General features: G+C 69.6%; 15 protein-coding genes and 2 pseudogenes. 7 read left to right on the top strand and 10 right to left on the bottom strand.

All coding sequences use genetic code 11. The features are described 5' to 3' along the window. Positions 1 to 2: 2 nt before the first annotated feature. Positions 3 to 548 (bottom strand): annotated as a pseudogene (locus tag AB0G59_RS04820) (IS630 family transposase); the annotation flags it as partial. A 182-nt stretch (positions 549 to 730) separates the two neighbouring features. On the opposite strand from AB0G59_RS04820, the gene AB0G59_RS04815 reads away from it, so the two are divergent. Continuing rightward, on the top strand, positions 731 to 862 hold the full coding sequence (locus tag AB0G59_RS04815; protein ID WP_360908061.1) for a hypothetical protein: 132 nt from the start codon (positions 731 to 733) through the stop codon (positions 860 to 862). Positions 863 to 1,464: 602 nt separating this feature from the next. Beyond that, positions 1,465 to 2,844 (top strand): MFS transporter, encoded by a 1,380-nt coding sequence (locus tag AB0G59_RS04810; RefSeq protein ID WP_360908059.1) that lies wholly within the window; start codon positions 1,465 to 1,467, stop codon positions 2,842 to 2,844. On the opposite strand, the gene AB0G59_RS04805 is transcribed toward AB0G59_RS04810, so the two are convergent. Both AB0G59_RS04805 and AB0G59_RS04800 read right to left on the bottom strand, forming a co-directional pair. Beyond that, positions 2,818 to 4,806, bottom strand: coding sequence for a helix-turn-helix domain-containing protein (locus AB0G59_RS04805; RefSeq protein ID WP_360908057.1), 1,989 nt, complete (start codon positions 4,804 to 4,806; stop codon positions 2,818 to 2,820). The two genes, AB0G59_RS04810 and AB0G59_RS04805, sit on opposite strands and share 27 nt — an antisense overlap. A 167-nt stretch (positions 4,807 to 4,973) precedes the next feature. Further along, complete coding sequence (locus AB0G59_RS04800) at positions 4,974 to 5,789, bottom strand: 3-hydroxybutyrate dehydrogenase (protein ID WP_360908055.1); 816 nt, start codon at positions 5,787 to 5,789, stop codon at positions 4,974 to 4,976. A gap of 564 nt (positions 5,790 to 6,353) precedes the next feature. Here AB0G59_RS04800 and AB0G59_RS04795 point away from each other — a divergent pair. Continuing rightward, entirely contained in the window at positions 6,354 to 7,190 is an 837-nt protein-coding gene (locus AB0G59_RS04795; RefSeq protein ID WP_360908054.1) for a hypothetical protein, read from the top strand. Positions 7,191 to 7,280: 90 nt separating this feature from the next. On the opposite strand, the gene AB0G59_RS04790 is transcribed toward AB0G59_RS04795, so the two are convergent. Continuing rightward, entirely contained in the window at positions 7,281 to 7,748 is a 468-nt protein-coding gene (locus AB0G59_RS04790; RefSeq protein ID WP_360908052.1) for a MarR family winged helix-turn-helix transcriptional regulator, read from the bottom strand. A gap of 211 nt (positions 7,749 to 7,959) precedes the next feature. Further along, the gene (locus AB0G59_RS04785; protein WP_360908050.1) at positions 7,960 to 8,112 is read right to left on the bottom strand and encodes a hypothetical protein; all 153 of its coding nucleotides are present in this window, start codon (positions 8,110 to 8,112) and stop codon (positions 7,960 to 7,962) included. A 178-nt stretch (positions 8,113 to 8,290) separates the two neighbouring features. Here AB0G59_RS04785 and AB0G59_RS04780 point away from each other — a divergent pair, with 178 nt between their 5' ends. Beyond that, positions 8,291 to 8,617 (top strand): hypothetical protein, encoded by a 327-nt coding sequence (locus tag AB0G59_RS04780; protein WP_360908620.1) that lies wholly within the window; start codon positions 8,291 to 8,293, stop codon positions 8,615 to 8,617. 22 nt (positions 8,618 to 8,639) lie between these two features. Here AB0G59_RS04780 and AB0G59_RS04775 read toward each other — a convergent pair whose 3' ends face one another. Next, positions 8,640 to 9,314, bottom strand: coding sequence for an HAD family phosphatase (locus AB0G59_RS04775; RefSeq protein ID WP_360908048.1), 675 nt, complete (start codon positions 9,312 to 9,314; stop codon positions 8,640 to 8,642). Between the two features lie 62 nt (positions 9,315 to 9,376). Beyond that, positions 9,377 to 10,036, bottom strand: a complete 660-nt coding sequence (locus AB0G59_RS04770; RefSeq protein ID WP_360908045.1) for a LysE family translocator — start codon at positions 10,034 to 10,036, stop codon at positions 9,377 to 9,379. Between the two features lie 412 nt (positions 10,037 to 10,448). Between AB0G59_RS04770 and AB0G59_RS04765 the strand changes: the two genes are divergently transcribed. Further along, positions 10,449 to 10,829: a hypothetical protein gene (locus AB0G59_RS04765; RefSeq protein WP_360908043.1), complete on the top strand. Its 381-nt coding sequence runs from the start codon at positions 10,449 to 10,451 to the stop codon at positions 10,827 to 10,829. A gap of 95 nt (positions 10,830 to 10,924) precedes the next feature. On the opposite strand, the gene AB0G59_RS04760 is transcribed toward AB0G59_RS04765, so the two are convergent. Further along, positions 10,925 to 12,139 carry a glycosyltransferase gene (locus AB0G59_RS04760; protein WP_360908041.1) on the bottom strand — a complete coding sequence of 405 codons (1,215 nt, stop codon included), beginning with the start codon at positions 12,137 to 12,139 and terminating at the stop codon, positions 10,925 to 10,927. Positions 12,140 to 12,331: 192 nt separating this feature from the next. Here AB0G59_RS04760 and AB0G59_RS04755 point away from each other — a divergent pair, with 192 nt between their 5' ends. Further along, the gene (locus AB0G59_RS04755) at positions 12,332 to 12,820 is read left to right on the top strand and encodes an NUDIX domain-containing protein (RefSeq protein WP_360908039.1); all 489 of its coding nucleotides are present in this window, start codon (positions 12,332 to 12,334) and stop codon (positions 12,818 to 12,820) included. Between the two features lie 125 nt (positions 12,821 to 12,945). Here the strand turns inward: AB0G59_RS04755 and AB0G59_RS04750 are convergent, their stop codons facing one another. Then, positions 12,946 to 13,647: an SDR family NAD(P)-dependent oxidoreductase gene (locus AB0G59_RS04750; RefSeq protein ID WP_360908037.1), complete on the bottom strand. Its 702-nt coding sequence runs from the start codon at positions 13,645 to 13,647 to the stop codon at positions 12,946 to 12,948. A 90-nt stretch (positions 13,648 to 13,737) separates the two neighbouring features. On the opposite strand from AB0G59_RS04750, the gene AB0G59_RS04745 reads away from it, so the two are divergent. Further along, positions 13,738 to 14,337, top strand: a complete 600-nt coding sequence (locus AB0G59_RS04745; protein WP_360908035.1) for a TetR/AcrR family transcriptional regulator — start codon at positions 13,738 to 13,740, stop codon at positions 14,335 to 14,337. A 6-nt stretch (positions 14,338 to 14,343) separates the two neighbouring features. Here AB0G59_RS04745 and AB0G59_RS04740 read toward each other — a convergent pair. Next, positions 14,344 to 14,547: pseudogene (locus AB0G59_RS04740) on the bottom strand (VOC family protein); the annotation flags it as partial.

The raw sequence follows: 14,547 nt of genomic DNA, 5'->3' as shown, positions 1-14,547 counted from the left end.
GAGTGTCCTGAATCAGTGAACCGTCGGCAATAAGCGGCGAGGCATTCGAAGATTTGGTCGGCGGTCTTGGTCCCTACGCAGGGGCAAGGGTTGTCGTTCTACGTGGCGATCCAGTTCCGTATGTCGCGCTCGAGGGCCTGGACAGAGCGGTGTACGGCGGAGCTTCTTGTTAGTCAGCTCGCCGCTCTACCAGGTTCAGCCAGGAGGATCCTGTCCGGGGGGGGCAGTGCAGCTGGAAGCGGAGGCAAGCCAGCAGCCATCGCCTCACCACCTCGGTCTTGTGGGCGCCATAGTTGTCACAGATCAGATGGACGTCCAAGCCGGCGGGGGCTTCTCGGTCGAGCTTGGCGCGGAACTTCCTCAACTCTGCGGCCCGGTGCCGGTGGTGCAGTGAGCCGATGACTTTGCCCGTTGCGGCGAAGAGTGTGGTGGCGCCGAGACGCAGGTAGTCATGGTGACCCGCTCGGGACCCCGGGCATCATCGGCAGGACGGGCTGGGACCGGTCCAGGGTCGGGATCTGGGACTTCTCGTCTACGCAGAGGACCAGGACCCCCGTTCCGGAGGGCCCTCCAGATCCGGAGACGTTAAGCCTGCTGACCGACGACCGTGCACTCTTCACGGACATCGCAGCGCGCAGCCACGAAGCCCTCGTCGCGCTCAGCAAGGAACGTACCGCGTTCATCGGCGGTGGCGACGGGTCACGCGACACAGGTGCCCCCCGGCGAACGGGTGCCCATCCAGCGCCGGCTCTACGGCCTCGCACGCTTCAGCCCCATCGTCCAGCCCTACCTGCCGCAACTGCGCGCCGCGCTTGAGGCCTACCAGATCCGCCTGCCACTGAACGCCGGCCAGGGCTACTGACTGGACAACGAGCGCTGGCTTCACCCCCGCACCGCATTCACCGGCAAGCACCTGTGCTGGCACGCCCTCGACGAACCACTCCTCCCGCTCCCCAGAGGCTTCGCCCCCGCCTCACGGTTTACGGTCAATTCGGGCGACCCGTGAACCCGCTCTGAGGGCCCACAAGATCACCGCCCGTCTGATGCGTGCTACCTCTCGAGGCGCCTCCCGGGTGAGGCCGGACGAACACCCCATCGAGGGGTCACGCGACCCGGCACGCCAGTCCACTCCGTACCCGAATGCCCGAGTTCAACGCTCCGTAGTCAGCACCAAGTCAGCACGGGATAGGTGACCAGGGGTGCTGACGTGGGATTTTAGTCAGCACCAAGTCAGCACGGGAGTCAGCACCCGGGTGCCAGATCAGCCCAATCGCGAGATTACTCCGCACCGAATCCGTAAATCGAGTTGAGCGATCTGCAGGTCCCGTAGCGCCCTCTCATAGGCGCTGCGCTCACACCCGGCCCCCGAAGTGTGGCCCCCCACCACATAGGCCCCTGACCTGCATCTTCCTACGGTGTGTCGGCGCAATGACACGCCCCCTCCCCCACCCGGAAGTGATGACCATGACCACCCCTGCCCCACCCTCCCCCACCCCCAACTCACTCCCCAAGATCGTCGTCGCTAGCCTCATCGGGACCACTATCGAGTGGTACGACTTCTTCCTCTACGGTTCCGCCGCCGCGCTGGTGTTCAACCGGCTCTTCTTCCCCGACTCCGATCCGCTCGTGGGCACACTCCTGTCGTTCCTGACCTACGCCGTCGGCTTCGCCGCGCGGCCGGTCGGGGCATTGGTGTTCGGGCACTACGGCGACCGGCTGGGGCGGAAGAGGCTGCTTGTGGTGAGCCTGTTGATGATGGGGAGCGCGACGTGTGCCATCGGGGTGTTGCCGACCCATTCCGCGGTCGGGTCTCTCGCGCCCGTGCTGCTCACCGTGCTCCGGCTCGTGCAGGGGTTCGCGCTCGGGGGTGAGTGGGGTGGTGCGGTGCTGCTCGTGTCGGAGCACGGGGATGCCCGGCGGCGGGGGTTCTGGGCGGCGTGGCCGCAGACCGGGGCGCCTGCCGGGCAGTTGCTCGCGACGGGGGTGCTGTCCGCGCTGACGGCTGTGCTGTCGGACGAGGCGTTCGTGTCGTGGGGCTGGCGGGTGCCGTTCCTGTTGTCGGGGCTGCTGGTGATGGTGGGGCTGTGGATTCGGCTGTCCGTCGACGAGTCGCCGGTGTTCAAGGCCGCGCTGGCCCGCGCCGAATCTCGAAAGGAGACGGGAGAAGGCGCCGAGCGGATGCCGCTCGTGGCCGTCCTGCGTGACCAGTGGCGGGACATCCTCATCGCCATGGGTGCGCGGATGGCGGAGAACATCAGCTACTACGTCATCACCGCCTTCATCCTCGTCTACGCGACCGAGCAGACACATCTGTCCAAGCAGACGGCCCTCAACGCGGTTCTGATCGGCTCGGCCGTGCACTTCGCCGTCATCCCCGCGTGGGGCGCCCTGTCCGACCGGATCGGCCGGCGGCCCGTCTATCTGCTGGGCGCGGCGGGGGTGGGCGCCTGGGCGTTCCCCTTCTTCGCGCTCGTCGACAGGGGATCGTTCCTGTCGCTGGTCGTCGCCGTGACGGTGGGGCTCGTGTGCCACGGCGCGATGTACGCGCCCCAGGCCGCGTTCTTCTCGGAGATGTTCGCGACCCGGGTGCGGTACTCCGGCGCGTCGATCGGGGCCCAGTTCTCGTCCGTGGCCGCCGGCGCCCCGGCTCCCCTGATCGCCACAGCGCTGCTCGCCGACTACGGCAGCGCGACTCCGATCGCCTTGTACGTGATGGCCGCGGCCGTCCTCACACTCGTCGCGGTCGGGTGTGCCCAGGAGACGCGGCACCGCGACCTCTCCTACGAGCCAGATGAGTCCACTGGGCGCGCTCAGCCTTCATCTGCCGCCGCCGAGCGACGGTGAGAGCCGGTGCAGGCGCAGCGCGAGCTGAATCTCCAGGGCGCGGGCGGGCGACTGCCAGTCCGCGCCGAGGAGGCGGGCCACGCGGTCCAGACGCTGGGCGACGGTGTTCACGTGCACGTGCAGTTCGTCCTTGGTGCGCGCGGGGCTCATGCCGCAGGCGTAATAGGCGTCGAGGGTGCGGACGAGCGCGGTGCCGCGCCGGGCGTCGTAGTCGATGACGGGTCCTATCGTGCGGGCGACGAACACCCCGACGCGGGATCCGTCGCGGGATCCGTCGTGGCTTCCACCACGGGATCCGCCACGGGATCCGCCATCGGTTCCGCCGTACGTACCGGTCAGCAGCAGGCCCAGGAATCCGAAGTCGTCGGCCGACGCGCCATCCCCGCCCCGGCCGAGTGCGTGCAGCACGTCCAGGCAACGGCGGGCTTCGGCGTAGGCGGCGGCGACGTCGCAGGGGCGGGCGGCCGGGGCGGGTACGGGGGTGGAGGCGCCGACGGTGACCCGTGCGTGGAGGGCGGCTTCGAGGCGGCGTGCGGTGGTCCGGGCCGTCGTGGTGGCGCTGTCGTGCGGGCCGTGGGGCAGGAGCAGTACGGTGCCGCCGTCCCGGGCGACGGCGAGGCCGTGGCCGGTGGCGGCAAGGTGGGAGGCGGCGGACCACAGGCGCTGCCGGTCGGCGGGGGCGTCGGCGCGCTCGTCCGCGATCCGGGCGGCGAGGACGATATGGGGCGTGTCGAGATCCGCGCGCAGGCGGGCGGCGCGTTTGCGCAGGAGGCGGGGAGCCCGCTCGGGGGCGTCCAGCAGGTCGTCCAGGAGCTCGCCGCGTACCCGCTGTTCGGCCTCGCCCACGGAGCGGCGGGCCAGCTGCAGGAGTGAGGTGACCATGGCGGCGCGCTCCAGCGCTCGCCGGTCGACGGGGTCGAGGCCGGGGCGGTCGCGCAGGCGCAGGGCGCCCATCAGTTCGTCGGCGGCGGAGACGGCCGCGATCCAGTCGTCGCCGTGGCGGACGGCGCGGCCCTCGGCACGGGAACGTTCGACGGCGGGCGCGGGCCCGTCGCCCGAGTCGAGGAACTCGACCCGGCCGCCGAGCACTTCGGCGACCGCGGCGGCCACGTCGTGCACTCCGCCGCCGCGCAGGACGAGCTCGGTGAGCCGGTCGTGGATGTCGGCGGCGCGCTCGACGGCGGCGCTGCGGTCACGGATGACCGCGTTGGCCGCCTCGAGGTCGGCCAGAGCGGAGCGGGTTTCCGCGAGGAGGTCGGCGGTGTCGATGGCCACGGCCGCGTGGGCGGCGAGGGAACCCAGCAGGGCGATCTGCTGCCGGTTGAAGACGCGGAAACGCCGGTCGGCGGCGAAGAGAACTCCGATGACGCGGCTGCCCAGCTGCAGGGGGACGCCCAGGATCGCGACGAGCCCCTCGTCGCGCACGCCCGAGTCGATGACCGGGGTGTGCTGAAAGCGGGGGTCGTCCAGATAGCTGTCGGTGGCGTAGGGCCGTGCCGTCTGCGCGACGAGTCCGCCGAGCCCCTCCCCCATGCCCAGCCGCAGTGCCTGGAAGCGCGCCGAGACCGAGCCTTCGGTGACCCGCATATAGGTGTCTCCCGCAACCGCGTCGTGAAGGGTGAGATACGCGGCATCGGTGCCCAGCAGCGAACGGGCGCGCTGCACGATGGCCCGGAGCACCGCGTCGACGTCGCGCAGCCCCGCCAGGTCGTGCGCGGTGGCGAAGAGGGCCGACAGCTCGGCCTCGCGCCTTCTGCGGTCCTCCAGCTCGGCCCGGACGCGTAAGGCGAGGAGCTTCGCGTGCTCCACGGCGGCAAGCCGGTCCGGTGGCGCCCCGTCGGCACGGGCTCGCAGGACGGGCCGTTCGTACGACGCGGCGGGCGCGCCGCTCGCGAGCAGTGCGAGGTAGGTGGCGAAGGGGCTGTCGGCGTGGTCAATGTGGTCAGTGTGATCGTCGGCCATGGGGACAGGCTTACCGCCGGTCGGCGGCTGGTCCACCACCAGGTCAATCGGCGGGTGGTCCGCCACCAAGTCAATCGGCGGGTGGTCCGCCGCCGGCGAGCCGTCCACCCGCGGGCTGTCCACCCGCGCGCGGTCCCTCAGCGCGCGGTCCCTCAGCTGGCGGCCCATCAGCGGGCGGTCCATCCACCATCCATCGTGAGCGTCGTACCGGTGATGAAGGAGGCGTGCGGTCCACAGAGATAAACGACCGCTTCGGCGACCTCTTCCGGTTCGACGAGCCGTTTGAGCGCCTGCCCGGCCAGGAGGACATCCGCCAGAACGCGCTCGACGGGGAGGGAGTGCGCGGCCGCCTGGTCCGCGAGCTGCTTCTCGACCAGCGGCGTACGTACGTATCCGGGGCTCACACAGTTGGAGGTGACGCCGTGGGGTGCCCCTTCGAGGGCAGCCGTCTTGGACAGCCCCTCGAGGCCGTGCTTGGCGGCGACGTAGGCGGACTTGTAGGCGGACGCGCGCAGCCCGTGGACGGAGGAGATGTTGACGACCCGGCCCCAGCCCTGGCCGTACATGTGCGGCAGAGCGCCCCTCAGTAACCGGAACGGGGCCTCCAGCATGACGGTGATGATCCGGTGGAAGGCATCGGGCGGGAAGTCCTCGATGGGGCGCACCACCTGGATTCCGGCATTGTTGACGAGGATGTCGACGTCGCCGGCGGCGCGCTCGGCCGCGTCGAGATCTCCGAGGTCGAGGCACACGGCCTCGACGCTTCCGGGCAGGGATTGTGCCCTCCGGCCGAGTGCCGCGAGCCCGTCGGCGTCCCGGTCCAGAGCGCGCACCCTCGCCCCGGCGGCGGCGAGCCGCAGAGCACATGCCGCGCCGATACCGCTGGCGGCGCCGGTGACGAGGGCGGTGCGCCCCGCGAAGTCGGGGGCAACGGGGTGGCCGGGATGATCAGGGCTATGGGGGTGGTCCGTGGGGCCGGTCATGCCGGCACCTTAGGTCGACGGTGCCTGCGGTTCGATGGGGTGAGCGTACGTAGCGTCCGCGCTGCTCGTGGGGGACGGCCACATAAGCGTGCCTTCGCCGTCGTGCCCCGGCCTGCGCCCAGCCCGCCAGTATCCGCCCAGTATCCGCCGAACTTGTCGGCGGACTTGCGGGGGAGAGCTTCCCGCGCCATCGTCGTCCGACGCATGGGAATGCCGGCGCCACTTCGGCAGCACATCGTCGCTCTCACGCCAGACGAAGCTTCCCGTCACCCCCGACTCCCACCGCACCCGGACGGACATGTTCGCCGGACGAGCTCTCCACGTGATCGCATACAGGCATCCACGCCACCTATCAGGGAGGCAGGAATGATCCACTTACCGCTGACATCCCGGTCGTCAACTCGCGGCAGCCGAAGCCACAGCCGTAGCCACAGCTACCGAAGCCGAACGCGCTACGTACTGTGCGCGGCCGCCGCGCTGCTCGCCACGCTGGTGGCGCAGCCCCAGGCTTCTCACGCCGGAGGTGAAGCCCGCACCGCCGCCCAAGCGGTCGACAAACCCGTCATGGCCTGGCGGGGCATGGGGGCGGACAACCTCATCTGGTGGTCGCAATTCGACGGAACCAGCTGGTCCACCCAGCAAGCCCTCACCGACCGCCGCAGCGAAGCGGCACCCGCCCTCACCCGCGGCGCCAACGGGCAGCTCCTCATGGCCTGGCGAGGCGCTGCCGACAACCACATCTGGTGGTCCCAATACGACGGCGCCAGTTGGACCGCACCACAAGCACTCAACGACCGAAGAACCGACGGATCGCCCGCACTGGGCACCGGCGCGGACGGCACACCGGTGATGGCCTGGCGGGGCATGGGAGCAGACAATCTCATCTGGTGGTCGCAGTTCGACGGAACCTCCTGGTCCTCGCAACAGGCCTTGACCGATCGCCGTACCGAAGCGGCGCCCGCCCTCACCCGCGGCAGCAACGGACGGCTTCTGATGGCGTGGCGAGGGGCGGCCGACAACCACATCTGGTGGTCGCAGCACACCGGCTACGGCTGGTCCGCGCAGCAGCCGCTCAACGACCGCAGAACCGACGGTTCCCCGGCGCTGGGCACCGGCGCGGACGGCACACCCGTCATGGCCTGGCGGGGCTCAGGTAACGACACCCTCGTCTGGTGGTCGTACTTCGACGGAACCAACTGGTCCACCCAACAAGCCCTCACCGACCGCAACACCCAAGCAGCACCGGCCCTCGCGCGCGGCACCAACGGACGACTCCTCATGGCCTGGCGAGGCGCGAGCGACAACCACATCCTGTGGTCCCAGCACACCGGCTACAACTGGTCTTCACCGCAGGAGCTCTACGACCGCAGAACCGACGGCGCCCCGGCACTGGGATTCTGACGCCCAGCCGTCCGGTACTTCGAGAAGCTCGGGAGGCTCGCAGAGGAACCTCGCCAGGGCCCGACACCTACCCCCGGGCCCCTCAGCCTGTTACGCGACCGTCCCACCCGCGTTGCGGATCAGCTTCTGGAGCACCTTCATCGTGGTGACGTAGTCCGCGTCGTCGATGCCTTCGTGGAGGGCGGCGCGGATCGCGGGGGCGTTGCGCGCGAGGTCGACGCGGGCCTGCTCCCCCTCCTTGGTGAGCCACAGCCGGCCCTCGGCGTCCCGGGTCAGCCAGCCGCGCTCCACGAGCACCTCGGACTCCGCCGCCAGGTCGTCCTCGGGCCGGATGTAGGAGGCCATGGCCTCCCGGAGCTCGGGGACGGTCATTCCCTGGCCGTCGGGCGAGATGTCGTTCTCCGACAGGTTGCGCAGCAACCAGAACTGGGGCTGGGTGTAGCCCTTCTCGACCTGCCGGGCCCGGGTGAACGCGATGAGCGCCTCGTAGGCGAGACCGGTCCAGTATGCGGCGGGCTGTCCGGCGAGTTCGGCGTCGGAGATCTGCTGGGTCGTCACGGGATTTCCTTCTCTGGGCACTTCGGTGCAGAACCTGCCTGTCGTGCAGGTCATATGGAAACCGTAAGACCTCAAGCGCGATTGAGGTCAAGCAGTTGATCTTCCGGACGCCATCGGCGCGAAACCAGAAGCCCGCCGACGCACGGCGGGGACGCCCACCCGGCTTCGACCGCGAGAACGACAAGGTCTGTGACCACACCTCGAACAAGCCTTAGCCGAGGAGCCATTTCCTGGTCAGCTCCATCACCTCCACCCGGCTGTGACTGCCGACAAGGCCGACGCCGGACTCGGCGCCCGGGTGCAGACGCTGCGCGACCGGTTGCCGGCCGACCTCCGCGAGGCTCCCCGGGGCCCCGATGTCCATTCGGCCCCGTTCATCTCCGTCTACGGGACGCAAGTGGCAGGCCAATGCCACTGAAAGAAGCGCGAGCTGACCCGTATGCGGGCGCAGGTCGTATATCGCGTTGTGCGGCCAGCGGTACGGCCATAAGGTCACCGGCATGTCTTTACGTCTTCGTATGCGTCAAGCACTGCCGGAAGCGATGCGCGCCCGCGACAAGGCCGCGGTGAGCGCCCTGCGCTCAACACTCGCTGCGCTGGACAACGCTGAGGCGGTGCCCGTGGACGATGCCGAGCTCCGCGGCTCGGCCCTCGAGCACTCGCCTGTCGGTGTCGGCGTCACCGAAGCAACGCGGCGTGAGCTGAGCGAGCGCAGTGTGGTGGAGATAGTGCGCGCCGAGGCTGCCGAGCGGCTGGAGGTCGCAGCGCAGTTGACTTCGCCCGCGCACGCCGACCGAGCCGCGCAGCTCCGCGCGGAGGCCGCCGTACTGCTTCGCTTCCTCGACGGCCCGGGCCCCGGCCCCGCATAGGGCACGGCGTTGCATCGCGCCATCAGACGACGCTGTCGTACCCCAACCTCCCGGCCCAGTCCAGCAATTCCGCATCATCCAGCCCGGCGCCCAGCCAATCGTGGTCGAGGTCGGCCCCTGGAAGGGACGGCACGACCGCGACGTAAAGCCCGGCAGCGCGTGCCGAGGAGATGCCCGTGGCCGAGTCCTCGAAGGCGACGGAACGCCCCGGGGCCGCACCGAGTGCCTCGCATGCCGTGAGGTAGGGGTCCGGTGCGGGCTTGGGGGAACGCACCTCGTCGGCGGCGAACGTGTGGGTGAAGTATTCGGCGAGACCAGCCGACTCCAGTGCCGCGTCCAGCAGTTCCCGGGGGCTGTTGCTGGCGACGGCTACGGGCACGGCTGCCCGGCAGGCGCGCACCAGCTCCGCCGCCCCGGGCAGGGCGGCGGCGCCCCGGGCCAATTCCTTGCGGACTCTGTCGAGGAGTTCGGCGGCGAGTTCGGTACCGGCTCCGGGCCGCCCGAAGTACTCCGCCATGGCCTCTGCCGCAGCCTCCACGGTACGGCCGATGACCAGCGCTTTCTGTTCGTGGCCGAAGGAATGGCCGTGCGCGGCGAAGACGGCCGTTTCCGCGACGGTCCAGCAGGCCTCGGTGTCGACCAGCAGTCCGTCGCAGTCGAAGACCACGGCTTCCGTGTTGGTGGGGAGCGCCCTCATGTGTACCTGTCCTTTCACTTCGATCGGTTTGCCGGCCGGTCTACGGTCCCGTCGGCCGCGCCTCACTCCCCGAGCGCGAGTCGGAGTCCGAAGGCGGCGATGACCGTGCCGGTGATGCGGTCGAGACAGCGGCGCGCCGAGGGCCGTTGCAGACGGTCCCGGAGCACGTGCGCGAGAGCGATCAGTGCACAGCTCCAGATGACGGCCAGAAGGATGTGCACGCCGGCCAGGAGCACGCCCGCAGCGAGGTGCGGGGCGTCGGCGGGTATGAACTGAGGGAGCACCGCGATATAGAAGGCGCCCATCTTGGGGTTGAGAAGGTTGGTCGCGATCCCTTGTCGCCAGCCGCCGCGCAGGGTGTCGTCGGCGCCTGCCCCGGTCCTGGCCTCGGCCCCGCTCCCGGTCGCCTCCGGGCGCTCGTCCGCCGAGTGGCGCCAGGTCGCCCACAGCATCCTGCCGCCCATCCACACCAGGTACGCGGCCCCGGCCCAGCGGAGCATCTCGTACGCGAGGTGAGACGCGGTCAGCAGTGCGGTCACCCCGAGCGAGGTGAGGACGCCCCAGGCCAGGGTGCCGCTCTGGATGCCGAGGACCACGCCCCAGGCGCGACGGCGGTGCCCGAGCGCGGCAGTGCGCAGGACGAGCGCGGTGTCCAGCCCGGGAGTGAGGGTGAGAAGTCCGACCATCAGAGAGAAGGTCCACAAGGCATCTACGGTGATCATGGACGGTCACCATAGGGCGGGAGACCCGGAAACATCTAGATTTCTGCCCGAAATCGGGCAGGAATTGCGCGATTGACTCCTCGAATTTCGCACATCGCGTACACATCCTCCGGCGTGCGGCGGTAGCCATGGGTTCGACGGGGTGTGACGAGCGCGTGTTGCGCGTCATCGCGATGGGCGGTGTCCTGACGACAGGCGGGGGCGACAACATCCGCCGACTGTGAGGCTCCGCGCCATGGCAGTACCACCCCCGCCCCCGTACACCGGCCACGCTCACCAACGGCCTGCGGCTGCATTCTCGAGCAGCCGGCAGGGGCGGGGCAGTCACATTCGCGACATCGACAGGACACGAGCCGACGTCACCCGAATGGCCGACCGCAACCCTGCCGCCACCGCTGACGAAGGAGCTCCCATGAAGCGACGACCCCTCGGCCCACGCGCTCTCGCGTTCCCCCTGCTCGCCGTACTGCTGGCGGCAGTGACACCGCTCGGTCCCGCTCAGACGGCACGGGCCGCCGACCCCTGTGGCACGAAGCCGGACGATTATCTAGGCGCGACGTACCGCGTCATCGCGCCAGCGCTGATCCTCAGGATCACCTTCCTCGCCGGCGGCACGTTCGAGTACGAGCTCGAGGACGGTGTGGTCCACCAAGGTACGTACACGGCCACGCCCCAGGACCTGACGCTCGTGTCCGAGGTCACGGACCACAGCATTTTCCGAGGCTGCGACGGCACATCGTCCAAGCCCGCCATCATCGCCTTCCCGGGCGGCCTCATCGCCCGAAGCACCTGACCGCCCCGGCCGCCCCGGCCGCCCCCTGCTCCGTACCGTCAGCTGTCCGTCACCGGCACAGCGATCCCGCGTGGTTCACGCGGACACAGGCGGCCTCACCCGGCTGACTCGCCGAGTAGCAGTTTCGCGGCCACCGTCGCCCCGTCGGTCCGGATCGCGCCGGCCACGGCACTCGCTCGTGCGCGGGTCTCGGGCATCAGGGCCGTTGTGAGCGCGGCGGACAGGGAGTCGAAGGTCGGCGTCGGGCCCTCGTGAGCCGAGCCGATGCCCAGCTCGGCCACGCGGCCCGCCCAGTACGGCTGGTCCGCGATCCGGGGGACCACCACCTGCGGCGCGCCGGCCCGGGCCGCCGTCGTCGTGGTGCCCGCACCGCCGTGGTGCACGACGGCGGCCACCCTACGGAACAGTGCCTGCTGGTTGACCTCGCCGACGACGAAGCAGTCGTCGACGTCGTCGATCGGAACCAGGCCGGCCCAGCCACGGGCGAGGAGTACGCGGCGGCCCTGCGCGCGGATCGCCTCAATGGCTACCCGGGCGATGTCCTTCGGGACGTGCGCGGCCATGCTGCCGAAGCCCACATACACCGGCGGTGCACCGGCGTCCAGGAACGCCTCCAGATCCGCCGGGAGCGGACGGTCGTCGGGCAGAATCCACGCCCCGGTCTGCACGATGTCGAGCTCCGTCATGCCCTGCGACGAACACAGCGTCGCGTCTGCCGCCAGCCACGGCCGGTCGGTGAAGACGTGGTCGCGGACGTTGTCCACCGGCGGCAAGCCGATCGCCGCCCGATGGCTGTTGAGCGCCTCGCCGTACAACCCGTTCACCCTCTGGGCGTCCTGCTCCCACAGCACCCGGTGGTCGGTCTCGTCCTGCGGGGATTGCTTGCCCGGCCTCATCCCGGGACGGAAGTGCCGCGACGGCAGTCCGGAGATATGGAAGCACGCGTACACGTAGCGGATGCCCAGTTTCTCGGCCACGTCCCGTGCGCCGGCCGGCATCAGACCGGTTGCCAGCAGCACGTCACATCCCTCGGCCGCCGCGGTGAGCGTGTCGAACCGCGCGGCGACCAGCTCGGGAGCGAGCCGGAAAGCATCTTCCGCCGTCGGTGGCTTCGTTCCGGCGACCACCGAACGCACCGTCGGTCCGAGCGGCACCAGCGGCACGCCGACCCGCGCCAGCAGCGCCGCGAACTCCTCGTCCGGCGGCGCACATACCCGCACCTGCGCGCCGATTTCCCGCAACCCCACCGCCAGTCCTGCCAGCGGTTCGACATCGCCGCGCGATCCCCATGTCGTCAACAACACTCGCACTCCGCGACTCCCATTTCCGCAGGTTGTGGCCTTTCGGCCGCCGATTGTGCGGTATAGGGCGGGTCTTGCCGCAAGCCCCCGGGGGCGTTATACGTTGAGAGTGGCAAGGAGTGGAATCTCCTTGCCTTTGCTATTTGGTCGCCCGTGAGGTGCTGTGGTGGCGGACGCTGGTGGAGAGGGGGCGGGGCGCAGGTGACGGATCAAGGACGGATCAGGAACGCGGCGAGCGGCCTGGTCGTACGTGACCGGCACGTGTTGATGGTGCGCGGCGACTGGCCGCGCCCGGACACCTGGTGGTTGCCGGGCGGCGGCCAGAACGCCGGGGAGACCCTGGCCGCGTGCGCGGAGCGGGAGGTCTTCGAGGAGACCGGCGTGCGCGTGAAGGCCGAGGACCTGGCGGTGGTGCGCGAGTACATCCAGGCCAACCACCCCGACGGCCACCAGATGATGTCCGGCGCCGGGCATCGGGTCGAGGCGATGTTCCGCTGTCGCATCCTCCACGAGCCCTCGGTCCTCGGCGGGCCCGCCGAGGACTTCGAGCAGCTCGGCGTCGAATGGGTCGCTCTCGACAAGCTCCCCGGACTGCGCACACTGCCGCCGTGCCTGCCGGCCGTCATCACCGACGTCTTGGCCGCCGGCCGGGACCGGGGCGCTGTCTACCTGGGAGACACGTATGCGTGAACCCGTCCCACAACCTGGTCGTGAGCCTGTGCGGGACTGCCTTGGTGAGGCCTACGGCTGTGCCCGATTCGCTCTGCCAGCAGCGTAAGGAGGGAGGCGCGGTACCGGCGCTTCAGTCTGGGGCTCTACCACGGGACGGTCTCGCCGTGGCGGTCCAAGAACTGCAGGCCCGGGGCGCCGGTCTGCGCTTCGAGGACGTCGACGACGGCCGGGATGCTCTCCTGGGGGGTGAGCGGTGCGTCGGGTCCGCCGAGCTGTGTCTGATTGTGGCCGGGGTCGATGAGCAGCTTGGTGTGTCCGTCGTCGGCATGGCGGGTGGTGTAACTGCGCATCAGCTGGTTGAGCGCGGCCTTGCTGGCCTTGTAGAGCTCATAACCGTCCTCGGTGTTCCGCGAGATGCTGCCCTGGTCGGAGGACATGACCGCGACGGTTCCGCCGGGCGCGACGAGTCCGCGGAGGGCCTCAAGGGTGCGCAGCGGGCTCAACGCGTTGGTGATCATCACCTCGGTGAACATGTCGGTCGAGACCTCGTGGATCGGCAGGTTTCCTCGGTCGATCGCAGCGTTGACGAAGAGCAGATCGAGTCGACGGCCGTCGTCTTCCAGGCGCTCGCGCAGCGCGGCCAGCTGTTCGGAGCTTGTCATCTCCAGCGATTCGACCTTCAGTTGGCCGTTCGAGGCATCGGCATTCGCTTGCAGTTCGCCGCCACCCTGGCGCGTCGTGGCGGTAACTCGCCAGCCGCGTCGGGCGAGTTCGTTGGCGAGGACGTGTCCTAACCCTCGAGAGGCTCCGATGATGAGGGCCTTGCGGTCGGACGTGGCGGACATGCTCACTCCTTCGCGGTTGGGGAATTTAGACTAGACGCGCCGTTGCGTCTATACAACACCCTCGGGCTGCTGACGGGTATGGTGTCCCGCATGCCCGCAGCCAGCCCTCAGCCCCGCAGGCCGCGCTCCGGGAGCCGGCGCGACGAGTCCGCACGTCTCGCTGTGCTTCATGCCGCAGACGATCTGCTCGTCGAGCACGGCTTCGGAGCTCTGACCATTGAGGCAATCGCGCGTCGCGCCGGCGTCGCCAAGCAGACGATCTACCGCTGGTGGCCCTCGAAGGTCGAGATCCTCCTCGACACGCTCATCGAAGACAGCGACAAACACCTTCCCGTCCCGACGGAGAAGCCCACGGCGGAGAGCATCCGTGGTTACCTTCGCGACTTCGCGCGATTCCTCGCCGACGACCCTGCCGGCAAGGTCCTGCTCGCGCTCATCGCCGAGGCGCAGCACGATCCCGGCACGGCCAAGAGCTTTCACAAGCGCTATCTCGACCCACGCCGTGACCAAGAACGAGAGATGCTCGCGCGCGCGATCGACGCCGGCGAGGTCTCGCCCAGGCTCGGCCCCCACGCCACGATCGATGCCCTTGTCGGCCCGATCGTCTACTGCGCCCTGACGGGATCGACCATTCCCCGCGGCCTGATGGACACCCTTGTCGAGGACCTGCTCAGGCCCCGCTCAAACTGAGTGTCCTCAGTCGGCGGAGTGCAGGAGGCAGAGTTCGTTGCCTTCCGGGTCGGCCAGGGCGTGCCAGTTCTCGGTGCCGGTCTGGCCGACGTCGACGGGCCTGGCGCCGAGAGCGAGCAGCCGCTCCAGCTCGGCGTCCTGGTCGCGGTCGGTGGCGTTGACGTCGATGTGCAGTCGAAGCTTCCCGGTCCGCGGTTCGCTGGCAGGTGC

It is taken from the genome of Streptomyces sp. NPDC021096 (assembly GCF_040641275.1).
In the GTDB taxonomy this organism is placed as follows: domain Bacteria; phylum Actinomycetota; class Actinomycetes; order Streptomycetales; family Streptomycetaceae; genus Streptomyces.
This window is presented reverse-complemented; position numbering and strand designations above follow the sequence as displayed.